At 60.5% G+C, this 2950-nt stretch carries 3 protein-coding genes and 1 pseudogene; all 4 read left to right on the top strand.

All coding sequences use genetic code 11. The features are described from left to right. Positions 1-129: pseudogene (locus tag CPT76_RS39925) on the top strand (Fe-S oxidoreductase); the annotation flags it as partial. Then, positions 107-1612 carry a LutB/LldF family L-lactate oxidation iron-sulfur protein gene (locus CPT76_RS17235; protein ID WP_105443714.1) on the top strand — a complete coding sequence of 502 codons (1506 nt, stop codon included), beginning with the start codon at positions 107-109 and terminating at the stop codon, positions 1610-1612. The pseudogene CPT76_RS39925 and the gene CPT76_RS17235, both read left to right, overlap by 23 nt. Next, complete coding sequence (locus CPT76_RS17230) at positions 1609-2256, top strand: LutC/YkgG family protein (protein ID WP_105443713.1); 648 nt, start codon at positions 1609-1611, stop codon at positions 2254-2256. Before CPT76_RS17235 ends, CPT76_RS17230 begins: the two co-directional genes overlap by 4 nt. A 104-nt stretch (positions 2257-2360) precedes the next feature. Further along, a partial coding sequence (locus CPT76_RS17225) for a DeoR/GlpR family DNA-binding transcription regulator (protein WP_258168550.1) occupies positions 2361-2950 on the top strand: 590 nt, incomplete at its 3' end.

Below are 2950 nucleotides of genomic sequence, written 5' to 3'. Positions count from 1 at the left end.
CTGGACATGGGCTGCCTGCTGAACATCGGCGGCAATCTGCATTATCAGGGCAAGCCGGTCCGGGTCATGCATCTGGCGGAACTGCTGTATGAGGGAGTGAAGCACCGTGAGCAAACCGCAGGGGTCTAGCGTAAAGGAGCGGGCGGAGATCGCCCTGAAGGACGAATTTCTCGTTAACGCCGTCAAGTTTACGACCGAAAAGCTGAAAAACGGCAAGAAGGCGGCGACGGCGGAACACGGCAACTGGGAGGAATGGAGGGAGCGGGGGCGGCAGATCCGGGCCCATACGATCGCCCACCTCGACTACTATTTGAACGAGTTTGTGAATAATGCCAGGGAGCAGGGCGTGCATGTGCATTTTGCTCCCGAGGCGAAGGACGCCGCCCGAATCGCGGTGGAGATTGCCAAACACAAACAGGCTAAGTCAGTGGTCAAGTCCAAATCGATGGTTTCCGAGGAAGTGCATATCAACGAAGCGTTTGAGGGCATCGGTATCGAATCCATCGAAAGCGACCTGGGCGAGTACATCATCCAGCTGGCGAATGAACCGCCTTCCCATATCATTATCCCGGCCATTCACAAAAACCGGTATCAAATTGCCGAGCTGCTGTCGAAGGAAGCGGGAGAGACGCTGGCGCCGGACACGAAAATTTTGGCGGGATTTGCGCGGCGGAAGCTCCGCGACAAGTTTCTGGAAGCCGACATCGGGCTAACCGGGGCCAACTTCGGCATTGCCGAGAGCGGATCGATCGTCATTTTTGAAAACGAAGGTAACGCCCGCATGGTGAGCACGGTACCGAAAACGCAAATTACGCTGATGGGGATGGAGCGGCTTATTCCGACCTGGGATGACCTCGAAGTGATGGCAACGCTCCTGCCGCGCTCGGCGACCGGCCAGAAGCTGACCGTGTACATGTCGGGCATCACGGGTCCGCGCCGGACGGCGGATGGAGACGGCCCGGAGGAGATGCATATCATCATCGTCGACAACGGCCGCTCGCTCCAGCTCGGGGACCCGGATTTCCAGGAGCTCTTGAACTGTATCCGGTGCGGGGCATGCCTGAACGCCTGTCCGGTGTACCGCCATATCGGGGGACATTCGTACCCCGGAACGTACAGCGGGCCGATCGGTGCGGTACTGACGCCGGCGCTGAACAAGAATACCGAGGAGTGGCAGGACATCGCTAACGCCTCCAGTCTATGCGGCGCCTGCTATGAAGCCTGTCCGGTCAAAATTCCGCTGCACGACATGCTTGTCTATTTGCGCAACCGGAAGGTCGAGAGGGGTTATACCGCAGCCGGCGAAAAGCTGGCGATGAAAGGCTTCAAGATGCTGATGAAAAGCTCCGGCCGCTTTAAGCAGGCGGTGAAGCTCGGGCAGACGGGCCAGAAGCTGCTGGTCCGGGACGGATATATCCGTTCCCAATTTGGCCCGCTCAAGGGCTGGACGGCGTACAGGCACATTCCTGCGCTGCCTAATAAATCGTTCAGGGAACGCTGGCCGCAGCTGGACGCCGAGGTCGGGGCCAGCCTCCCGCCGATGCCGGAAGCGATGAAGTCCCGCATGGAGAGCATCGTCGCCGGCCGGAAGGAAAGGGGGATGAAGCGATGAGCACATCCGATCCGTCATTTTTGGAGAAAATGGAGCGGGAATCCCGGGAGCAGCAGAAGCGGTTCATCGGCCATATCGCCAGCCGTCTCGGTCGTGGTGGCGCTTCTGAATCCCGCAAGCCGGAGCATCCGTATCGGGGCGCACCGGATTTTTGGAACGGCTACGAGCTGACGCATGAAGAGCGGATCGAACGCTTCATGGGGAACTGGCGTGCCGCCGGCGGCCATACCGAGCGGGTGGCCGGCTGGGAGGAGCTGTCCGGCGTCGTGACCCGCATCCTGCAGGAGCACGGGGCACAGTCAACGATCCGCCAGGACCTTCCGGAGCTGGCCGGGCTCCGGCTGGAACAGCATTTGCCGGAGCTTGCGCACCGGGTGTGGAACGGGCAGGATCCGGACGCCTCCCTGGCCACTGCGGCCTACACGGATGCCGGGATCGCGCTTGTTGATGACGCCGTGGCGTATACCGGCTCGCTCGTGGTCGCATCATCGTCGGAGAAGGGACGGTCGGTGTCCCTCCTGCCTAATTTGCTGATCGCCATCGTCCCGGCGGAGCGCATGAAGACGCGGCTCGGCGAGGTCATGGGCCGCCTGTCCCGCAGCGCCGGGGAGGGCTGCCGGGCCTACGCTTTGATTATCGGATAATCCGATTCGGAATGTCCCAGCTCAGAAAGGCATGGGGATGACACATTGTCCGGGAACGGGCAAATCTATATAATGGGTGTACGATAGAACGAAAGAGGGAAGCTATGTTAGTTGCGGAACGTTATGATACCATCGTGCGGCTGGTCAATGAGCGAGGCAGCATCCGGGTGTCGGAGCTGAGCGAGCTGTGCGGCGTGACCGAAGAGACGATCCGCCGCGACCTGGACCGGCTGGAGCAGCAGGGCAAGCTGCGGCGGAGCCATGGCGGCGCCGTCAGCGTCAAAGAGACCCAGGCGGAGACCCCGTATTTCGAGCGGGAGGTCATCCATCAGGACGAGAAGAGGCGAATTGCCGAAGAGGCAGTGCGGCGGATCGAACCGCGGGACCGCATCGCCCTGGATGCCAGCTCGACGGCGTGGTATATGGCTTCGATCCTGCCGGACATTCCTTTGACCGTGGTTACCAATTCCATCAAGGTTGCCCTGGAGCTGTCCTCCAAGGAGAAGATCGAGGTCATATCGACGGGCGGCATGCTGGCAGCCCATTCCTTGTCTTACGTCGGCCCGCTCGCCGAACGCGGCCTGGAATCCTATTATGTGGATAAGGCGTTTATTTCCTGCAAAGGCGTGCATTTGGACCGCGGAATCAGCGAATCCAACGAGCTGCAGGCGATGGTCAAGCACCGGATGATCCG

The sequence above is a fragment of the Paenibacillus sp. AR247 genome (assembly GCF_002968895.1).
GTDB lineage: Bacteria > Bacillota > Bacilli > Paenibacillales > Paenibacillaceae > Paenibacillus_AQ > Paenibacillus_AQ favisporus.
This window is presented reverse-complemented; position numbering and strand designations above follow the sequence as displayed.